Origin of the sequence: uncultured Eudoraea sp., from assembly GCF_947258925.1 — a bacterium.
Lineage (GTDB): Bacteria > Bacteroidota > Bacteroidia > Flavobacteriales > Flavobacteriaceae > Eudoraea.
Window position 1 is genome coordinate 67,092 of the sequence record NZ_CAMYKG010000005.1, and the last position, 18,170, is coordinate 85,261.

The 18,170-nt window shown below is 37.3% G+C and carries 18 protein-coding genes and 1 tRNA gene; 4 read left to right on the forward strand and 15 right to left on the reverse strand.

Translation table 11 applies throughout. The annotated features are described in order from the left end of the window. Positions 1-2: 2 nt before the first annotated feature. From Q0X77_RS02875 to porV, 8 genes are all read right to left on the reverse strand, one after another. On the reverse strand, positions 3-1,100 hold the full coding sequence (locus Q0X77_RS02875; protein WP_297792736.1) for a mannose-1-phosphate guanylyltransferase: 1,098 nt from the start codon (positions 1,098-1,100) through the stop codon (positions 3-5). Further along, entirely contained in the window at positions 1,093-1,707 is a 615-nt protein-coding gene (locus Q0X77_RS02880) for a SprT-like domain-containing protein (RefSeq protein ID WP_297792738.1), read from the reverse strand. The genes Q0X77_RS02875 and Q0X77_RS02880 overlap by 8 nt, the downstream gene beginning before the upstream one ends. 101 nt (positions 1,708-1,808) lie before the next feature. Then, the gene (locus Q0X77_RS02885) at positions 1,809-2,489 is read right to left on the reverse strand and encodes an SDR family oxidoreductase (protein WP_297792741.1); all 681 of its coding nucleotides are present in this window, start codon (positions 2,487-2,489) and stop codon (positions 1,809-1,811) included. Next, positions 2,490-3,503, reverse strand: a complete 1,014-nt coding sequence (locus Q0X77_RS02890; protein WP_297792743.1) for a M28 family peptidase — start codon at positions 3,501-3,503, stop codon at positions 2,490-2,492. It lies immediately after the preceding gene. 88 nt (positions 3,504-3,591) lie between these two features. Then, complete coding sequence (locus Q0X77_RS02895; protein WP_297792746.1) at positions 3,592-5,250, reverse strand: pyruvate dehydrogenase complex dihydrolipoamide acetyltransferase; 1,659 nt, start codon at positions 5,248-5,250, stop codon at positions 3,592-3,594. A gap of 4 nt (positions 5,251-5,254) precedes the next feature. After that, the gene (pdhA, locus tag Q0X77_RS02900; RefSeq protein ID WP_297792749.1) at positions 5,255-6,253 is read right to left on the reverse strand and encodes a pyruvate dehydrogenase (acetyl-transferring) E1 component subunit alpha; all 999 of its coding nucleotides are present in this window, start codon (positions 6,251-6,253) and stop codon (positions 5,255-5,257) included. Between the two features lie 193 nt (positions 6,254-6,446). After that, on the reverse strand, positions 6,447-6,965 hold the full coding sequence (gene cdd / locus Q0X77_RS02905; protein ID WP_366939197.1) for a cytidine deaminase: 519 nt from the start codon (positions 6,963-6,965) through the stop codon (positions 6,447-6,449). Between the two features lie 100 nt (positions 6,966-7,065). Continuing rightward, on the reverse strand, positions 7,066-8,211 hold the full coding sequence (gene porV, locus Q0X77_RS02910) for a type IX secretion system outer membrane channel protein PorV (protein ID WP_297792753.1): 1,146 nt from the start codon (positions 8,209-8,211) through the stop codon (positions 7,066-7,068). A gap of 465 nt (positions 8,212-8,676) precedes the next feature. On the opposite strand from porV, the gene gldJ reads away from it, so the two are divergent. After that, positions 8,677-10,356 (forward strand): gliding motility lipoprotein GldJ, encoded by a 1,680-nt coding sequence (gene gldJ / locus Q0X77_RS02915; protein WP_297792756.1) that lies wholly within the window; start codon positions 8,677-8,679, stop codon positions 10,354-10,356. A gap of 66 nt (positions 10,357-10,422) precedes the next feature. Then, the gene (murF, locus tag Q0X77_RS02920; RefSeq protein ID WP_297792758.1) at positions 10,423-11,697 is read left to right on the forward strand and encodes a UDP-N-acetylmuramoyl-tripeptide--D-alanyl-D-alanine ligase; all 1,275 of its coding nucleotides are present in this window, start codon (positions 10,423-10,425) and stop codon (positions 11,695-11,697) included. 246 nt (positions 11,698-11,943) lie between these two features. Here murF and Q0X77_RS02925 read toward each other — a convergent pair. Continuing rightward, a tRNA-Val gene (locus tag Q0X77_RS02925) sits at positions 11,944-12,018 on the reverse strand. Between the two features lie 144 nt (positions 12,019-12,162). On the opposite strand from Q0X77_RS02925, the gene Q0X77_RS02930 reads away from it, so the two are divergent. Beyond that, positions 12,163-12,927 (forward strand): exodeoxyribonuclease III, encoded by a 765-nt coding sequence (locus Q0X77_RS02930; RefSeq protein ID WP_297792761.1) that lies wholly within the window; start codon positions 12,163-12,165, stop codon positions 12,925-12,927. 4 nt (positions 12,928-12,931) lie between these two features. Here the strand turns inward: Q0X77_RS02930 and Q0X77_RS02935 are convergent, their stop codons facing one another. Beyond that, entirely contained in the window at positions 12,932-14,185 is a 1,254-nt protein-coding gene (locus Q0X77_RS02935; protein WP_297792764.1) for a sodium:proton antiporter, read from the reverse strand. Between the two features lie 251 nt (positions 14,186-14,436). Here Q0X77_RS02935 and Q0X77_RS02940 point away from each other — a divergent pair, with 251 nt between their 5' ends. After that, positions 14,437-14,907 (forward strand): Hsp20/alpha crystallin family protein, encoded by a 471-nt coding sequence (locus Q0X77_RS02940; protein ID WP_297792767.1) that lies wholly within the window; start codon positions 14,437-14,439, stop codon positions 14,905-14,907. A gap of 122 nt (positions 14,908-15,029) precedes the next feature. Here Q0X77_RS02940 and Q0X77_RS02945 read toward each other — a convergent pair whose 3' ends face one another. From Q0X77_RS02945 to Q0X77_RS02960, 5 genes are all read right to left on the reverse strand, one after another. After that, a complete protein-coding gene (locus Q0X77_RS02945) occupies positions 15,030-15,806 on the reverse strand; it encodes a patatin-like phospholipase family protein (RefSeq protein ID WP_297792769.1) in 777 nt (258 codons plus the stop codon). A gap of 156 nt (positions 15,807-15,962) precedes the next feature. Beyond that, complete coding sequence (locus Q0X77_RS15370) at positions 15,963-16,184, reverse strand: DUF6327 family protein (protein ID WP_366939196.1); 222 nt, start codon at positions 16,182-16,184, stop codon at positions 15,963-15,965. Further along, a complete protein-coding gene (locus Q0X77_RS02950; RefSeq protein WP_297792772.1) occupies positions 16,181-16,531 on the reverse strand; it encodes a hypothetical protein in 351 nt (116 codons plus the stop codon). The genes Q0X77_RS15370 and Q0X77_RS02950 overlap by 4 nt, the downstream gene beginning before the upstream one ends. A 6-nt stretch (positions 16,532-16,537) precedes the next feature. Then, positions 16,538-16,867 (reverse strand): YtxH domain-containing protein, encoded by a 330-nt coding sequence (locus Q0X77_RS02955; protein ID WP_297792774.1) that lies wholly within the window; start codon positions 16,865-16,867, stop codon positions 16,538-16,540. A gap of 110 nt (positions 16,868-16,977) precedes the next feature. Beyond that, positions 16,978-18,168, reverse strand: coding sequence for an acetate kinase (locus Q0X77_RS02960; RefSeq protein ID WP_297792776.1), 1,191 nt, complete (start codon positions 18,166-18,168; stop codon positions 16,978-16,980). Positions 18,169-18,170 lie beyond the last annotated feature (2 nt).

Here is an 18,170-nt window from a genome sequence, read left to right on the forward strand (position 1 = left end):
AATTATATGTATTGATCTCCAAATCGTTTTTCAACTTCTGCCAAAACACTTTTAATAGCTTGTTCTTTGGATTTAGGATAAATCATCAATACTTCCTTTTTATCAACAATGATATAGTCTTTTAAACCATCTATGACAGCAAGTTTATCTTTAGGTAATCGAATCATGTTTCCTGAGGCGCCATCAACTAAAACTTTACCATTAACAGTAGCATTATCATCTTCATCTTTTTCCAGTTTATGATACAACGAACCCCAGGTGCCCAAATCATTCCAATCAAAAGTTGCAGGAAGAACAAATATTGATCTTGCCTTTTCAAGAATGGCATAATCTATTGAAATATTATCTGCTCTTGAATAGTTTTTAGCTATAAAATCTTTTTCACCCTCGGTATTGAACATATCAAATCCCGTATTGAACAATTCATATTGCACAGGTTGAAATTCTTTGAATGCATCCAAAATAACCTTGATACTCCAAATAAAAATTCCGGCATTCCAAAGAAAATTTCCTTGTTTCAAAAATGACTTAGCCGTTTCATAATCAGGCTTCTCTCTAAATTGCTTAACCGTAAATAAGTCGGAAGTTGTTTTCTGAGCATCTGCTTTTTCAAATTCAACATAACCAAAACCAGTATTGGGAAAAGTAGGCTTTATTCCAAGAGTGCATATTACCTCCTCCTTTTCACATTTATCAAAACAAATCTTCACATTGAGTTCAAACGCCTTTTCATCTTCTATCCAGTGATCGCTGGGAGCCACTATCATCAATCCATCAGGATTCATTTTCTTAATTTTCAGCGCCGCATATAAAATACAAGGCGCAGTATTACGCATTACAGGTTCCAAAATCACCTGATTTGCGCTTATCATAGGAAGTTGTTCCAAAACCAGGTCATTATACCTTTCATTCGTAAGGATCAATATGTTTTCGGTAGGTATGAAATTGTTGAGCCGACTAAAGGTTTTTTGTAAAAGTGTAGCGCCGGTTCCCAACATATCATGGAATTGCTTCGGGTATGCCGATGTACTAACCGGCCAAAAACGGGAACCCACCCCTCCAGCCATCAAGACCGCATAATAATTGCTGTTTTTATTCATATCCTATTGAATTTTTTATCAGTTCTACTTCGGCATGAGGCTGAAACAGGTATATCCTTCCTGTGGAAACTTCAATACATTCGTATCGTTTTACTTTTTTCGTCCCTTTTTTAAATTGTTTTCCATTGTACAATCTAAACGTACTCCCAAAAGGTAATTCAAAAACGTGTGTTTTATTTGTTTTAATATCAAAGGACTTCAAAGCCATAGCCAAATCAGAATCAGTTGTACTGCTGGCTTTGGGATTCTTGAAATGCCTTGCCAGGAGGGGCAATAGAGACGAAGGAAAAATTTCCGGACGGATAAAAGGAAGCATAAGGTACTGGAAGGTATGTTTCCACTCCTTACCATGAGGTTTTATTCTTCTGCCATATTTTTCAAAGGCTACCAAATGTGCAATTTCATGGATAAGTGTAATTAAAAAACGATATTTATTTGGCGTGGCATTAACTGTAATTTGATGTGTTCCGTTAGGCATTAGTCTGTAATCTCCATGTCTGGTCACCCTCTGATTAACTATTTTCAGGTTCACGCCATTTACTTTGATAAGTTCATGACAAGGGTCTGCGGCCTGTTCCGGAAGATATTTTAATAATACTTCGTTCATTATTGTAAAAATAGCTTTTATTGTTTTTCAGCTTGTATGAAAATCCATTTTTGTATGGAAAAAATACAAACTTCAATTACCATAGTGAAAATGTCTTTGAATCAGGGTGTGCTGCTGCTCACCTGTAGTAGTTTCCCATTGTAATAACGATTCCCCTGTAACGCAAAATCCATGATGTAGTCTGCCATATCAACGGCACTTATCGGTGCTTTATACCCCGGAAAGGCCTCTTCCAACATTTCGGTTTGGACTGCTCCAATAGCTAACACGTTAAAAGAAGGACCAGTTTCTTTGAATTCTTCTGCCCATAGTTCGGTTAATGTTATGACCGCACCTTTACTGGAGCTATAGGCCGAAAGACCAGGAAATTTAACGCTGCCCTGAACCCCGCCCATGGAACTTATAGTAACTACATGTCCTCCCGGGGACATCCTGGGAATTACTCGTTTGGTAAGTTCAGCGACTCCAAATACATTGACTTTATATAATTCTTCAAATTCAGTCCTTGTAGTCTTGAGAAACGGTTTGTTCAATAATTGTCCGGCGTTGTTAATTAAAACATCTACGGTCTCCCAGTTATCTCCTAGGAATTGATCTACTTTCTCCAAATCTTTATCCTGACAAATGTCAAAAGGAAATGTAGTAATATTACTTTCATTTAATTTCCTAATGGGTTTATCATTTCTGGAAAGGGCTAGGACTTGATGGCCGTTTTGGGCAAAAAGACGGGCCAGTTCATATCCTATTCCCCTGCTACAACCAGTAATTATAACTTTGGCCATTTAATAATATTTAATTTCTTGTTCGCGTGAATTTGAAAAACCTTCTATTACGGGTATCATGTTATTAATTACCCCGGCCATATGGCCAAAATCCATAAGGCCCACCTCATCACCTACCTTATGGTAATAATTAAAATTAGTGAAATCAAAAGTACAAAAGGTTTGCGAAGGAATATTAAACTCATTATGAAAAGGAAAGTTATCGGATCGCTGAAAAAGTCCAAATTCTTTGGCCGTGGGTAAAAAGCCAACTAAATTCTTATTCGCATACTTATTACTAACCTCAGCCAGATTGGACATATCATAGCCGGTCACATACATCAAGTAATCTTTATCGACCATAGGAACCCCAGTCATCTCGAAATTTAGCATCAAATATAAGTTCAGACCTTCTTCTTTGAATTTTTTAGCAAGGTGATTTGATCCGAGTAAACCTTTTTCTTCCGCACTAAATAATACAAAAATGAGGCTTCTTTTATTACTTTTAGAAGCACCAAAATATCTGGCCAACTCCATAACGGTAGTTGTTCCCGAAGCATTATCATTTGCGCCGTTCGCAATCGAATCTTCATTTTCAGACTTTATGATGCCAATGTGATCGTAGTGCGCTCCCACTATAATATATTCATTTCGAAGTTTCTTATCGCTTCCTTTCAGAACCCCGACTATGTTATATGCAGGCTTTTGAAAATTGACCAATGTATCCTTAAAATCATCAAAATAAGGCTTTATGCCATTTTGGACAAAGGTGTTTTCTATAAATTCCGCAGCCTTCTCTATCCCTTCGCTTCCTGCATCCCTGCCTTCTAAAACATCTGATGCTAAATAATTCATGATACCCTTCACTCTTATGCTATCGGAAAAATAGGCGTGACTTCCCTTTTTGACTTTGGTAGTTTTGCTTTTAAGTCCATCAGGACCTGCAGGAGGGTTTGAAGCATTGGACTGAGTTTGTCGTAATGAACCACAACCAAAAAGCAACATCAGTAAAAAAAGTATCGTTATTTGTCTCATTTGTAAGCTCAAATAATAAAAGGTATCCTTAATACCCCGGATACCTTTATATGTTTATTTTGAATTTCAAGTAGCTGATATCATCTTATCATGCCAACATTGTTACGGGATTCTCAAGATAAGCTCTAAGGGTTTGTAAAAACTGGGCCCCTGTGGCACCGTCTACCGTTCGGTGATCGCAGGCCAGACTTATCTTCATTGTATTTCCTACCACGATTTGTCCATTTTTAACTACGGGTTTTTCAATAATAGCTCCTACAGAGAGAATGGCTGAATTCGGTTGATTAATAATTGAGGTAAATTCGAGGATCCCGAACATACCGAGGTTAGAAACAGTAAAAGTGCTTCCTTCCATTTCGGCAGGAGTTAATTTTTTCTCCCTTGCTCTACCTGCCAAATCTTTGACTGAGGTTCCAATCTGAGTTAAGCTCAACTGATCTGTAAATTTTAATACTGGTACCACGAGTCCTTCATCTACTGCAACGGCTACTCCCACATGAATATGCTGATTATATCTGGTGGTGTCCCCGTTCCAGGAAGTGTTAACCTGCGGATGTTTTTTAAGCGCCATGGCACAGGCCTTAACTACCATGTCATTAAATGAAACCTTGGTGTCTGGAAGATTATTTATTTTTTCCCTTGAAGCTTTGGCATTGTCCATATCCACTTCAATCATCAGGTAATAATGTGGGGCCGTAAACTTGGATTCACTCAATCGCTTAGCTATCACTTTACGCATTTGAGAGTTTTTCACCTCCTCCGAGTATTCCTCCCCAGTTGGAAGAATTTGTGGAATCGTCACCCGGCTGTCCGTTATTGTCTTGGTTGCAACATCTTTTGCAGGAGCACTGATATCAGCTGATGGAACATAATTTTCAACATCTCGCTTAACAATTCTACCGTGATCTCCAGTCCCCTTTATGGCATTGAGATCGATCCCTTTTTCATCAGCAATTTTTCTTGCCAATGGAGAAACAAATACGCGCTGTCCTGATTCTAACGTTTTTTCTTCCTTTACTTCAGCAGGGGCTGCCTCTTTAGTGGCTATTTCTTCCGCTTTTTCTTCTGTTTCGGTTTTGGAAGTTGACTTGGACTGCAAAACGGATTCTACATCAGTCCCTGCCGGACCAATTACAGCTAATACCTCATCCACAGGTGCTGATTCACCTTCCTTGATACCTATATAAAGCAATTGACCTGCATAAAAAGATTCAAATTCCATGGTGGCCTTATCTGTCTCTATTTCCGCCAGAATATCACCCTCTTCTACTTCATCCCCAACTTTTTTCAACCAGGTGGCAACAGTACCTTCTTCCATGGTATCACTCAAGCGAGGCATTTTAATAATTTCCACGCCCTCAGGTATTTCAAATGCGGTATTGCTATCCGCTTTCTTTGATGATTCTTCGGAAACATCAGAAGTTGATTTGTTTTCAGGGGCTTCAACCTTATTTTCAGGCTCTTTTGACCCTTCATTGGCACCATTTAATAGTGAAGAAATATCCTCGCCTTCTTCACCAATTATAGCCAATAAAGTATCTACCGGTGCTCCATCTCCTTCGGCAATACCGATATGTAGTAAGGTGCCTTCATGAAAAGATTCAAATTCCATGGTAGCCTTATCCGTTTCTATCTCCGCAAGGATATCACCTTCTTCAATCTTGTCACCTACATTTTTTAGCCATTTAGCAACGGTACCTTCTTCCATGGTATCGCTTAATCTGGGCATATTTATTACTTCTGCCATTTACTTATAATTTGTGTTGTACAAATGGATAGTCTTCCTGCTCGTAAACCATATCGTAAAGTTGTTTTACCGGAGGATATTCAGATTCTTCAGCAAATTTCTCGCACTCTTTGACAAGGACTTTCACCTTATCATTTATAGCTTTAATTTCTTCTTCCGACGCATATTTCTTCTCCTTAATAACATCAAGAACCTGAGTTATAGGATCTATCTTTTTGTATTCTTCAACTTCATCCTTAGTCCTGTAGTGCTGAGCATCGGACATAGAATGCCCCCTATATCGATAGGTTTTCATTTCCAAAAAGGTTGGACCACCGCCGCTCCTCGCTCTTTCTATGGCCTTACTCATAGCAGTAGCCACTGTAACAGGATCCATTCCATCTACAGGGGCACATGGCATTTCATATCCCAAACCTAGTTTCCAGATATCCGTAGTATGCGCCGTTCTTGCTACCGAAGTACCCATGGCATAACCATTATTTTCACAGACGAAAACGACCGGTAATTGCCAAAGCATGGCCAAATTAAAAGTTTCGTGTAAAGAGCCTTGTCTTACCGCACCATCACCCATATAGCAAAGAGTTACTGAATCCCTTTTGAAATACTTATCCGCAAATGCTAACCCGGCACCTAAGGGTATTTGTCCTCCAACAATACCGTGACCTCCATAAAACCTGTGCTCCTTCGAAAATATATGCATTGAACCACCCATTCCTTTTGAAGTACCTGTTACTTTGCCATATAATTCGGCCATTACATTCCTGGGGTCTACCCCCATCCCAATAGGCTGAACGTGGTTCCTGTAGGCAGTAATCATTCTGTCTTTTGTGAGATCCATTGCATGTAAAGCACCTGCTAATACCGCTTCCTGACCATTGTACAGGTGTAGAAATCCGCGCACTTTTTGTTGAATATATACCGCAGCCAGCTTGTCTTCAAACTTTCTCCAAAACAACATGTCTTCGTACCATTTTAGGTATACCTCTTTGGTAACTTTTTTCATCAAATATTTGTCTTTTATGTGTACTTGTCTTACGCTGAAACATTCAGTTAAGAATAGTTCAAGAATATCAAGGAAAAACAAAAATACACATTAAATCAATAGTGAAAAAAAAATGATAAAAAAGGTATATGCAGTACGCTAAAAAGTAATTATTGGGTATAATCAAATATCTTCAGAGTAAAAAATTCACTTATTATAAATAAGAACTTCCAAAAGCCAAAGGAAGAATATCTTCCAGGGATTCACATTTAAAAATTTTACCGGAAGCAGCTTTCATTATAATGGATATAGGGGAGTCTTGATTTTGCTCATACTCGGCTATTGCTTGCCTGCAATTTCCACAGGGAGCTGCTGGTCTTTGTACAATATGGGTTTTGGAGGACACACTAATTGCAATACTCTTTATAGCAACTTTAGGATATTTAGCACCTGCCTGAAAAATGGCTACACGCTCCGCGCATAAACCAGAGGGGTATGAAGCATTTTCCTGATTATTGCCTATAACAACTTCCTCATTAGCCAAAAGCACGGCTGCACCGACCATAAATTTAGAATAAGGAGCATAGGCATTTTCCCTTGCCCCTTCTGCAATTTGCATAAGTGTTTTTTCGCTTGGAGAAAGTTCATCCAAAGTATCATAAACCAATAAATCAAATGAAATTTTACGTCTTTCCATAGAATAATAGGAGTGTAAAGATAGGTCTGTGTTAATAAAATTAAATGTACTTTATTTTAGAGCGTTGTCCAAGACTGAAACTTCCTAAAATAAAAAAACCTGTCCATGGACAGGTTTTTTTATTTTTTGATTGTGTTTAATCATTGTAGAATTCTTCACCTAAATTAAAGGTAAGCGAGAATCTTAAAGTATTTTCAAGAGGGTTTTTCACTTTTGAGGTAGAGAACAAGTAAGATAGATCTATCTGAACCGATTTAAACCTAAACCCGGCTCCAACTGTAAAGAACTGTCTTGCTCCCTTAAATTCGCTTTCGTGGAAGAAACCCGTTCTAAACATAAAAGCATTTTGATAGGCATATTCCGCACTGATGGCCCAGGTTATTTCCTTAAATTCTTCCGAGAGTCCATCAGGAGCATCTCCAAAAGATTTAAATACCCCTTCAAACCAGCCTATTTGCTGATATATGTCGTTATCCGCCGAATCAATTACACCATCATCATTAAAATCCTGTGGTGTTGGTACCAGTAGCTTATTGAATTCCAGATTTAAACCCAATACATTATCCTGATCAAAAATAAAATCAAAACCTCCTCCTAAACGCAGATTAGTGGGTAAAAAATTGGTTTGACCTTGATCATATTCCATTTTCCCACCGAGATTCGAGATATTGAATCCGAATTTCCATCTACCATCAAAACTATTATAGGCTACTTCTCTGGAGCGAAAATATCCTGCGATATCTACGGCAAATGAACTTGCCGCTCTAGAATCTACATCTCCATTTTCTGGTAATCTGAGATTAGAATTAATAAACCTTCCTGCGATGGCCATAGAAAATACGTCGCTAAGCTTTAAGGAGTAAGAACCATCTATTGCCAACTCGTTAGGTTTGGCTATAGTTCCGGGATCTCCGGCAAACTGTCTTAGTTCAATTTCGCCCAGGGTAAAATAACGCAAACTAAACGCAAATGCGCTCCTATCGTTGATTTTGTTAAAATAGCTACCACTTAACAAGGATACATCTGTTATAATGCTTTCCAGATAAGGGGTATACCCCAGACCTATTCCCATTTTTCGTTCGGCAAAGGCAAATTTGGCTGGGTTCCATTGTTGGGAGAATGCATCTATAGATGTGGATGCACCCATATCTCCTAAACCACCGGCCCTGGCGTCAGCTGCAATAGTTAAAAACGGAACAGCTGTGGTTATCACCCTGTTCTGCTCCTGAGCAGATACCTTAAAAACAATGGCAAATAAAGCAAGAATAACTAATTTTCTCATTTTTGTCATATATGGTAGAATTAGTCCAAAACTGCAGATAATTTTTGATATGATTACCTACTATATTTTGTCTTATTACTTGTTAAGTAACGAGCAATTCAAAAATATCTTGCATTTACAGGTATATTATTTTAAAAATATGCTACAAATAGTTGAATATAAGCTCTTTATATTAATTGCTTATTATTTATGCATCCTTAAAAACAATGATATCTGATAAAGGTTGTCCTTAATAATTGAAAAGAAATGTTTCTATCCATACTATAATCTAAAATGTCTCGTTATGAAAATGGACATTGTCCTAGTAAATCATGCCCGTGCAAACTGGCGAAATTTTTTTCGTGACTATAAAATATTATGTGATAATCATCGTTTTATAAGCCGAAAGTGACACAATTTTTATTTAAATATCTTATCAAAACCAATGAAATGGGGTTTGATATTGAACTTAAGTCCTAAATACAGATGAAAAAACAGTTGATCAAAGTTGTACTATCTTGTGCAGTGATAACAGGAAGTTTTACTCTTAATAGTTGTAATAAGTCTTCCTCGGCATCATCCAAAAATGTTTCAAGAGCAACAGGCTGGAAAATAAACGCTAAAGAAGGTGGTTTTCAGTACAATTCTGACTTTAAAGAACAAGCAACGGGTCCCGGACTTGTTTTTATTGAAGGAGGTACTTTTACCAAAGGAAAGGTGCAGGATGATGTTATGCACGATTGGAATAACACTCCTACCTCTCAACATGTTCAATCCTTTTACATGGATGAAACAGAAGTCACCAATGTAATGTATTTGGAATATTTAGACTATTTGAAAGCGGTATATCCACCGGAGAACCCAAAATATACTAATATCTATAAAGGTGCCCTTCCGGATACCTTAGTTTGGAGAAACCGACTGGGATATAATGAAACCATGACGAATAATTACCTGCGTCACCCGGCATATGCTGAATATCCTGTGGTTGGTGTCAATTGGATACAAGCTGTCCAGTTTTCCGAATGGAGAACGGATCGAGTAAATGAAGCTATGCTCGAAAGAGAAGGTTATTTGGCTCAGGATGCGAAATATCAATCAATGACCGGAGAAGTAGAAGGAACTTTCAGTACAGAAGCCTATCTCAATCGTCCGGAATCTGTATATAACGGACAAATAGATTCCTTACAGGGAAAAATGAAAAAAGATTCTATTTCCACATTCGCAAAAAGAAGTAGTGGTATTATTATGCCTGCTTACAGACTTCCGACAGAAACTGAGTGGGAGTATTCTGCAGCGGCTTTGCAGGGAACCAGAGAATACAACAACTACAGGGGTAGAAAAAAGTATCCTTGGGAAGGTGATTATACGAGAAATGGCCAACGTGTTGGAAGAGGCGATCAGCTGGCAAACTTTAAACAGGGAAAAGGTGATTACGGCGGAATTGCCGGGTGGTCTGATGACGGTGCAGATATTACTGCACAGGTTAAATCATACAAACCAAATGACCTGGGTCTATATGATATGGCCGGTAATGTGGCAGAATGGGTGGCAGATGTTTACCGTCCAATAGTAGATGATGAAATAAGTGATTTCAACTATTACAGAGGAAATATCTATATGAAAACGGCAATTGGTGAGGATGGTAAAGTTAACATTCTAAGAGATAGTGTTATTTTTGATACCCTGCCCAATGGAAAAGTTGTTGCCGTGAATCTACCTGGAGAGATTAAAATGGTACCAGTTGATGAAGAGGAAACATACTTAAGGACCAATTTCTCTGATAGTGACAACAGAGGATATAGAGATGGCGATCCGGGATCATCAAGATTCTTTGACCGTTTTGCTTCGGATGACGAAGGCGATCCTGAAAGAAAGATGTATGATTCTCCAAATCACAAAGTGGAACGTGATTCAGCCGGTAAAATACTGCGTGAATATGACAAAAGTAATTATAGAACTACCCTGATCAACGATGAAGTAAGGATATACAAAGGAGGTTCCTGGAAAGACCGAGCCTACTGGTTAGACCCTGCCCAACGTAGATTTTTACCACAATATATGGCAACAGATTATATAGGTTTCCGTTGTGCCATGTCTAGGGTAGGATCTAAGTCAAAAACAAAAAATAAAACCGTACGAGGTAAAAAAGCCAAAGCGAAATAAAAGTATCTCTTATATATAAATTAAGCCCCAATGTTTTCGTTGGGGCTTTTTTATATCTTTGTTTATATGACAATTGAGCAATTACACCAGCTTTTTTTAAAGCATCCTCAGGTCTCAACGGATACACGCAACATACAGTCTAATAGCATTTTCTTCGCTCTTAAAGGACCAAATTTCAATGGTAATAAATTTGCTTCGGAAGCATTGCGAAATGGTGCTGCATACGCTATTGCAGACGAAATAGAATATGCAACAGGAGATCAAATCATCCTGGTTGAAGATGCATTGAAAGCCTTACAGGAGTTAGCTGCTTTTCATAGAAATTATTGTGACGCCAAAATTATTGGGCTAACAGGTAGCAATGGTAAAACCACTACGAAAGAATTAATATTTACCGTTCTGTCAAGAAAATTTAAAACTATTGCCACAAAAGGAAACTTGAATAATCATCTAGGAGTTCCACTTACCCTGCTCACCATACAAGAAAACACAGAATTTGCCATTGTTGAAATGGGAGCAAATCACAAGAAAGAGATTGAATTTCTATGTACCATTGCACAGCCTGATTATGGCTATATAACGAATTTTGGCAAAGCGCATTTGGAGGGTTTTGGAGGTATAGAAGGTGTTATAAAAGGTAAAAGTGAATTGTATGAGTATCTGATCTCGGGTAATAAAAACATTTTCTTCAATGGGGATGATCCTGTGCAAGTCAATAAACTAAAAAAGTATCGCAACAAAATTGGATACGCCATAAATAACCCTCAATGCCTTAACATAAAATTTTTGGGTGCCCAACCTTTTGTAGTTCTCAAAGTAGACGATACAGAAATCAGAACACAGTTAGTTGGAAGTTATAATTTTACAAATTGCTGTATCTCCGTTTTAATTGGCAAATATTTCAATGTCCCGCTGGAAGATATTAAAAAGGCCATTGAGAACTACCTTCCTCGAAACAATCGTTCACAAATTATTGATAAAAACAACTACCATATTGTCCTTGATGCCTATAATGCAAATCCCAACAGTATGGAAGCTGCCCTTGAACATTTTAATAGCATCCCGGGTAATAACAAAACTGCCATTTTAGGTGATATGTTCGAACTCGGGGAACAAGCCCATGAAGAGCATCAAAAAATCGTAGATCTGGCTACAGGCATGAAATTTACTTCGGTCATCCTGGTAGGAGGGAATTTTTACAAAACCAATTCCAAGTTTTTAAAATTTCAATCCTTTGAAGACTTCTCCAGATACCTGAAAGAACATAAAATAAATAAAGGAAACATCCTGATTAAGGGGTCAAGGGGTATGGCCCTGGAACGAATTCTGGATTATCTTTAGTCTAAGGGAAGTTTTGATTAACTTCCCTAAAAACATAACCACACCTATGGTGTGGCTTTTTGCGTGTGGAGTGTATTGAATTATCTCGATAAGTTCGTTGATCCAAATACAGTACGCTGCTGCAAATAGAAAATCAAAACCGGTTTTTACCGGTATTGATATTTTATACATGCCAAACTCAGGAACAAGTTCCCTGTTTAGCATATAAAAAATCCACGCAAACTTGCGCGGATTTTCTGCTTGATGTGGAGTGTATTGGATTCGAACCAACGACCCCCGCCCTGTCAAGGCGGTGCTCTAAACCAACTGAGCTAACACTCCAAATTCTGTTTATCACCTATTGTAACCTCACAATAGAACAAAACAGATTGCAAAGATCGTAAAATTATTGGAGCTATCAAGTAAGCGATTTAAGCCTTTATTTAACTATTCTGTCTTATTTTTATATCAATTAAACGATTCATTATGAAGATCATTTCTTGGAATGTTAACGGCATCAGGGCAATTGTTAAGAAAGATTTTATTAAATCGATTTCTGTTTTAGATCCTGATATACTATGTATTCAGGAAACAAAAGCGCAGGATATTGAAGTAGAAAAAGCCTTATTACCCCTAAAAGAGCAACAACTTTATATTAATTCTGCTGAAAAAAAGGGCTATTCCGGCACTGCTATCTTAAGCAAACCCCGACCTATCACTATTAGTTATGATATGGGAATAGCTGAGCACGATTCAGAAGGAAGGGTAATCTGCGCCGAATATGCCAAATTCTTTTTAATAAACGTTTATGTTCCCAATTCAGGACAACAGCTTGTGCGATTGCCCTATCGTCGTCAATGGGATGCCGACTTCCTTACTTATCTTAATGAGAAAGAGAAAAAAAAACCGGTAATTGTTTGCGGGGATTTTAATGTCGCTCATCGTCCTATCGACCTTAAAAACGACAAATCAAACTACAACAAAACGGCGGGATATACGCAAATAGAAATCGATGGGATGGACAATTTTATTAATTCAGGTTTTGTAGATTCATTCAGACATCTAAACCCGGATGAGGTAGCTTACACTTATTGGAGCTATCGTTTTAAGGCACGTGAAAGAAACACTGGCTGGCGCATTGATTATTTTCTGATAAGTAATGCCATTGTCTCCAAAGTAAAATCTTCAAAGATACTTCCAGAATACTTTGGTTCTGACCACTGCCCTATATTGCTGGAAATAGATATATAAATCCTTAAATTCCTCCATTTTTTTTCCTTAGTTTTTTTACTAATTTCCCCACAGTAAGCCCCTGGACTATTATAGAAAAAATTACCACGACATAGGTCATAACCAAAAACAATTCCCTGTGCATTTCCTGGGTTAAACCCAGTGCCAGGGCAATTGATATAGCTCCGCGTAACCCTCCCCAAGTCATTATAAGACTGGTATTCGGAACAAAATCCAAGCGCTTTGAAAAAACATTTACAGGGATAATCAAAGAGAGATACCTGCAAACGAGGGCAATAGGAATTGCAAAGAGTCCTGCCAGTATAAATTCAATTTCGAGGTCCAGAACCAAAATTTCCATTCCAATTAGGACAAAGAGTATTGTGTTTAATAGAATATCTATTAGTTCCCAAAACTTGTCTACGTAATTTTCTGTAACCTCAGACATGGCATTTTTCCTGGTTATATTACCCCCTACAATCAAGCCGGAAACCACCATGGCCAAGGGCGCAGAAACATGCAGGTATTGTGCAATAATAGTACCTGTCATTACTGTTGCCAGAGTAATTATGACTTCTATATCATAATCATCTATAGATTTCATAAGCTTGTATGTAATCCAGCCTAATAAAGCTCCCAGTAGTAATCCCCCACCAACCTCGTGAACAAAAAGAACAAGAACATCGGTAAAAGAAAATTCTCCCGCACTCCCATTGGCCAATCCGAAAATCGTCAGAAAAATTACCACACCAACACCGTCGTTAAAAAGTGATTCCCCCACAATCTTAATCTCCAACTTTTTGGGCACATTGGCCTTTTTTAGAATCCCCAATACCGCAATAGGATCTGTAGGAGATATGAGCGCCCCAAAAAGAAGGCAATAAATAAATTTCACTTCCAGACCAATTCCTGGCAGCATAAAAAATACGGCTGTTCCTATGAGAAAAGTAGATACGATAACGCCAAAGGTTGCAAAAAACAGAATAGGCCATTTTTGTTCCTTTAGTTTTTGTAAATCGGTGTGAAGGGCCCCCGCAAAAAGCAAAAAGCTCAACATAACATCAAGCAGCACAGACCTAAAGTCAATATGGGTTATGATGTATCGCTCAGCGTTTAATAAAGTGTCATCGTAGTAGCTTAGGGCAAAGATTCCCATGGTAAATAAGATCGTAATAACCGTTAAACCAATTGTATTAGGAAGCTTAATAAATCTTACATTGAGGTAACCAAAGAAGGCAGATATAAACACCAATACGCTCGCAATGACAAAATAATCCATAGCTACGAATATATTCAATTTCGCAACAAATATTCTATCATGATGTAAATTTGAATTATGCTTTTTTTATAAGATCTACTCCATTGTATTTAAATAAAATCTCTGGCAAGTATCTTTTAGGAACCATAAGAGAACTTAAAATCTGATTGCCACCTATTAAATCGGGGCCAACTGATCAAGATCATTCCGAATACAAGATTGCGTAGTTAAATTCGTACCTCAAATGATGTTTAACCTAAAAATATTATATTATGTCACTAGTTAAATTTAAAAAAAGGGCAAGACCCTTTGGAAACCTGATTACTTCCGATTTTTTTGATATGGAGAATTTCTTTGATGACAAGTTTTGGAACCGTGGATTGGTAAACGATCGTTTCTGGAACGCAAGGGCCGGCGAACCTGCTTTGAATATAATGGAAAAAGAAGACCATTTTGAAATTGAATTAGCAGCACCTGGATTCACCAAAAAAGACTTTGAAATTACAATTGATGAGGGATACCTTAATATTTCCGCAAAAAAAGAGGTCAGTAAGGAAGAAAAGGATGAAGAATTCACAAGAAAAGAATTCTCTTATAATGCATTTGAAAGATCTTTGCTTTTACCAGAAAATGTAAAAGAAGAGGAAATTAAAGCCAAATACATTGATGGAATTCTTAGTTTTAGACTAGCAAAAAAAGAAGTTACTCTAAAGACAAAACCAAAAAAAATTGAGATTAGCTGAAAACTCATTTTTTGCTAACGTGCCCTCCAACTTAGACCTTAAATTTGTCCATGTAGTAAAAGGTCTTTTTGGAGGGCACTACTTTTTTAAAAGTCTCAGGAATGACTTGGTTGTAATGAGGATTAAAGTATGCCGGGGATTTGAAGATTATCAGGCTTCTCCAAAGCTTTGATACCGGCCTTATACCCTAAATTAAAAACGGTATCCATATCACTTAACGAAAAAGTACCGTGTTTAATTAAATCCTTGGGCGAAATTAACAGATTACAATCCTTAAATTTAGAAAGTGAGTCTTTAGCAGATCGTATCTTATATGCTCGCTCCAATACGTTAAAAGAATGTCTTAGTTCCTTAATCCCTATTTTTAGAAAAGGATTGACATAGACTCCAATAATTTGATCCGTATGGGGTTTAATCAGGTCTACAGGAAAATTATTCAACGCGCCACCATCTACATAATACGAATCCGCTATTTTAATTGGTGTAAAAACTCCTGGAAACGCAGCAGAGGCCAATATTGGTCGGATTAGTTCTCCCGTGGAAAAAACCTTTAGACTTCCATCAAGAATGTTCGTAGCTGTTATGAACAAGGGAATTTTTAGACTCTCGAAACTATCCGTCGGAAAAAACTCAGAAAACTTTGAGTAAAATTTTTCAGTATCAACAAAGCCGGGTTTACCAACTGCATAATTATTCAGACTAAAAATATTGACTCTTTTTACAAAATCGAAGATTTGTTTCCAATCTAAACCCCTGGAATATAGTGCCCCAATTATAGCACCGGCACTTGTTCCCGCTACATGGGTAATCCGGATACCATATTCATCTAAAGCCTTGATTACCCCAATATGCGCAATACACCTAAAACCTCCTCCAGACAAAGCCAAACCTGTATTCATAAATTAAACCTTACACAGGTAAAGATACCTTTTAACCATAAGAAACTTATAAAACAAATAATGGAAACGATATTAATAGTACATAAATACCCAAAAAAAAATACCATACGTATTTATTTAAACACCTATGGTATTTTTAGAAATATTCAGAAATGCCTATTGTGATAGTCTCTTCTTCTTAAAAACCTTAGTTAAGATTAAGGGAATAACTACCTTGACAACGAATCCATCAAAACTTCTTATTAAGTTGAAAGGATAGAAATAAGTTTTGAGCTCTTGTATACTGTACTTTGTATACTCCTTGTTGATCTCTCTTTCCAGTGCAAGGATTTTCAAATCCTGATCAATTTCCTTAAACGAGTTGTATTTTCCTATCATGGTTCTTCAAAAAAGTATTTAGAAAATAATTGGAGCAATGGTTTATTCAGCCTATCGCGAAATAAATAACCGATAATTGCAAACAAGAGATATAGTATCCCGATTGTTGCGAATCCATAAACGGTATTATCCATTGCATAACCCAGGGCAAAAGAAGCCGCCAAGCTTAAAAATATCAAGGCCAAAACAGCTATGCTACCAACCATCAGAACCTTTGCTAAATAAGTAACCAAAACCATGGATATCTTAAAACTTTTAAGCTTGGCGTATTCTATACTATGCTCAAAATAGGCGTTGACATTCTTGTCTAATTCAGAAATATTTTGTCTTAATCCTTCAAAAGCCATAATAGCCTATTTCTGCAATTGTGCATTTTTCTTTCTGATCTCTTCAAGCTTACGTTCTAGTTGAACAATAATTTCGTCTGCTTTGTAACTCATTGTAGAGATGGTATCCTCTAATTTTTGTTCAAAAACTTCTTTCTTCTCATCTGCCACTTTTGTGAGTTCATCATGGGCATGAGAAAGTCGCTCTGTTAAATCTTGCTTGGTTTCAAGAGCCTTATCTTTAATTTTTTTTCGGGTTTTGATCCCTTCGTCAGGAGCGTATAAGATTCCAATACCTGCCCCTATTGCTGCTCCTGTTAAGAGAGCTAATAATACATTACTACCGTTGTCTGACATGATAAATTTTTTTTAGGTTAATACTAATAATTTACCAAGGTAGGATAAAGACTTTCTTTACGAAATGATCTTAGTCATTTCAATCTGAAATTTCTGAGAATTTTTTCTTTTCAGGAGGACTGCAGAAGATGAAAGGTTTGTTTTGCAATTTCTAACTCCTCATTTGTAGGGATAACAAAGATTTTTACCCTTGAAGAGCTTTTGTGTATTTCCCTAAATTCAGTAGATCTTTGGCTGTTCTTATCAGCGTCCAGTTCAATCCCCAGAAAGTCCATCTCAGAACAAACCAGTTCCCTCAAATATGCCGAATTTTCACCTATCCCGGCTGTAAATATTACAGCATCCAGTCCGTTCATAACTGAGCTGTAGGCTCCAATATATTTTCTGATCCTATAGGCATTCATTTCCAGGGCGAGCTTGCATTTGGTATCACCAGCGATTGCTTTTGACTGAATTTCACGTAAATCACTGTAACCGGTAAGCCCCAGCATGCCACTTTCCTTATTGAGTAAATCATTTACTTCCTGCAAACTATAGCCAAGGGATTCTACCAGGTAAAAAATCATGGAATGATCAATATCCCCACTTCTTGTACCCATTATAAGGCCATTAGAAGGCGCAAAGCCTAAACTATGGTCCATACTTTTACCATTTTCAACCGCTGTAATACTGCACCCATTGCCTAAATGAATACTGATAATCTTTGTGGTTTTTTTTGCCAGAAAGCTTTTCGCCTTTTCTGTCACATATTTATGACTTGTACCGTGAAAACCATAAAGCTGGATTCCATGATCTGTATAAAACTTATCAGATATTGCATATTTGCGGGCCTTTAGCGGAATAGTCTGATGAAAGGCGGTATCAAATACTGCAACCTGGCTGGCATTTGGGAATAATTCTTCTGCTATCATTATCCCTTCCAGGTTATGTGGATTATGCAAGGGAGCCAACTTACTTAAAGCTCTAATTTTATCTTTTACTTCATTAGAAATCAAAGTAGTTTCAGAAAAAGATGTTCCTCCATGAACAACCCTGTGTCCCACCGCATGTATTTCCCGGACATTCTTAATAGCTCCTTTTAATGGATCTAAAATAATTTCAATTATCTTTTCCAATGCACTTCTATGTGAAGAAAACTTTAGTTTTTCATTGATTTCAATTTCTGCCTTTGAAAACTTTAAATTACCGTTTTCCAATCCAATTCTATCAACCAATCCCGAGCAAAGAATATTCTCAGAAGGCATATCCATTAACTTAAACTTGATGGACGAACTTCCGGTATTTATTATTAATATGTTCATTC

Bases quoted from the DNA above. Each gene is read 5' to 3' on its own strand.
- Q0X77_RS02875 (WP_297792736.1), bottom strand. From the start codon at position 1,100: ATGAATAAAAACAGCAATTATTATGCGGTCTTGATGGCTGGAGGGGTG.
- Q0X77_RS02880 (WP_297792738.1), bottom strand. From the start codon at position 1,707: ATGAACGAAGTATTATTAAAATATCTTCCGGAACAGGCCGCAGACCCT.
- Q0X77_RS02885 (WP_297792741.1), bottom strand. From the start codon at position 2,489: ATGGCCAAAGTTATAATTACTGGTTGTAGCAGGGGAATAGGATATGAA.
- Q0X77_RS02890 (WP_297792743.1), bottom strand. From the start codon at position 3,503: ATGAGACAAATAACGATACTTTTTTTACTGATGTTGCTTTTTGGTTGT.
- Q0X77_RS02895 (WP_297792746.1), bottom strand. From the start codon at position 5,250: ATGGCAGAAGTAATAAATATGCCCAGATTAAGCGATACCATGGAAGAA.
- pdhA (WP_297792749.1), bottom strand. From the start codon at position 6,253: ATGAAAAAAGTTACCAAAGAGGTATACCTAAAATGGTACGAAGACATG.
- porV (WP_297792753.1), bottom strand. From the start codon at position 8,211: ATGAGAAAATTAGTTATTCTTGCTTTATTTGCCATTGTTTTTAAGGTA.
- gldJ (WP_297792756.1), top strand. From the start codon at position 8,677: ATGAAAAAACAGTTGATCAAAGTTGTACTATCTTGTGCAGTGATAACA.
- murF (WP_297792758.1), top strand. From the start codon at position 10,423: ATGACAATTGAGCAATTACACCAGCTTTTTTTAAAGCATCCTCAGGTC.
- Q0X77_RS02930 (WP_297792761.1), top strand. From the start codon at position 12,163: ATGAAGATCATTTCTTGGAATGTTAACGGCATCAGGGCAATTGTTAAG.
- Q0X77_RS02935 (WP_297792764.1), bottom strand. From the start codon at position 14,185: ATGGATTATTTTGTCATTGCGAGCGTATTGGTGTTTATATCTGCCTTC.
- Q0X77_RS02940 (WP_297792767.1), top strand. From the start codon at position 14,437: ATGTCACTAGTTAAATTTAAAAAAAGGGCAAGACCCTTTGGAAACCTG.
- Q0X77_RS02945 (WP_297792769.1), bottom strand. From the start codon at position 15,806: ATGAATACAGGTTTGGCTTTGTCTGGAGGAGGTTTTAGGTGTATTGCG.
- Q0X77_RS15370 (WP_366939196.1), bottom strand. From the start codon at position 16,184: ATGATAGGAAAATACAACTCGTTTAAGGAAATTGATCAGGATTTGAAA.
- Q0X77_RS02950 (WP_297792772.1), bottom strand. From the start codon at position 16,531: ATGGCTTTTGAAGGATTAAGACAAAATATTTCTGAATTAGACAAGAAT.
- Q0X77_RS02955 (WP_297792774.1), bottom strand. From the start codon at position 16,867: ATGTCAGACAACGGTAGTAATGTATTATTAGCTCTCTTAACAGGAGCA.
- Q0X77_RS02960 (WP_297792776.1), bottom strand. From the start codon at position 18,168: ATGAACATATTAATAATAAATACCGGAAGTTCGTCCATCAAGTTTAAG.